Raw genomic sequence first — 1,172 nt, 5'->3', positions numbered from 1 at the left:
TCTTCTGTCTATAGCTCTAAAAAACGCTATAATAAAATAATTTCCTGATAATTACCCTTAATAAATATCTCCCCATCTCCCAAACTCCCCACCTCCCTATCTCCCCAAATTATTAAACTAAGCTGGTGGACTTTTGCTGGAGCAGCTGTCTGATGTTTCCTCCTGTTCCAGACTAATAGCATCGGTCGTTTGCAGCACAAATGGTAGACTAGCCCCTAGTAAGCCTCGCTGAATCCGTTGGGGTGTCTCTGGGAACACCACAAACAGGGGATAGATACGGTTTACGCCATCACTGAGAATGTGTTGATAGCCAGGAGGCATTAGCCATTCATAGTCTTTGTCTAGTAACACTTGGGTATGACGCCAGCGACTGAGCAAATCAGAAAAGTCTTCATGGGGGCGATGGATAAATAGAACAATCTCGATCTCCATCTTGACTTTCCATTCGGGATCACACATTACCATAGCTAGATCACAGGGTAAACCTACGGCTTCGGTGATCGTGCCATGGCTAACGCTTTTATGCCCTAAGGAGGATGGCGAGTGACGAATTCTCACCACTGGCAAGGGAATGGTGATCACACACTCATTAGGTCGGCGCATACTAGGAATCATTTCCAGGTAAGGTCGATAGGATTTAAGGAGTGCGATCGCACCATCATGGTTACTATACTCTGCTAGCCAAGCTTCGTAATCAGATTTGTGAACAGGCATCGAATTAGCCCATAGTTTCAAACACTTTAAACATTGGTAGATACATAGATATCAAGATCACACCAACCATGCCTCCCAAAACCACAATCATAATTGGTTCCAAGATACTAGTTAGTGCTTTAACCGCTTGCTCCACTTCATCTTCATAGAAGTCAGCAACTTTCATCACCATAGAATCCAACTCACCCGTCTCTTCTCCAATACTAATCATTTGAATTGCTAAAGGAGGAAAAATGTTTTCTCGTTGTAAAGCCAGGCTAATCATCCCACCCTGTTGAATCTCATTTTTAGCTGAGTTAATAGCATTAGAAATTACCTGGTTACCCGCTGTATCTCTTACAATATCTAAGGAATTCAGGATCGGTACTCCCGAACGAGTTAAGGAGCCAAACACTCGGCAAAAGCGAGCTACAGAGCCTTTTTCATTCAACTCACCAAACAGAGGTATTTTCAACAGA

The 1,172-nt window shown here is 43.3% G+C and carries 2 protein-coding genes; both read right to left on the bottom strand.

Features of this window, described 5'->3' with window-relative positions; genetic code table 11:
- Nucleotides 1–117: 117 nt before the first annotated feature.
- On the bottom strand, nt 118–714 hold the full coding sequence (locus tag F6K20_RS39335; protein WP_009149223.1) for a hypothetical protein: 597 nt from the start codon (nt 712–714) through the stop codon (nt 118–120).
- 4 nt (nt 715–718) lie between these two features.
- The coding region (locus F6K20_RS39330) for a type II secretion system F family protein (RefSeq protein WP_287298573.1) at nt 719–1,172 on the bottom strand (454 nt) is incomplete at its 5' end.

The organism is Moorena sp. SIO2C4 (assembly GCF_010672485.1).
Lineage (GTDB): Bacteria > Cyanobacteriota > Cyanobacteriia > Cyanobacteriales > Coleofasciculaceae > Moorena > Moorena producens.
Note: the sequence above shows the minus strand (reverse complement) of the source record. Positions and strands in the feature narration are given on the sequence as shown.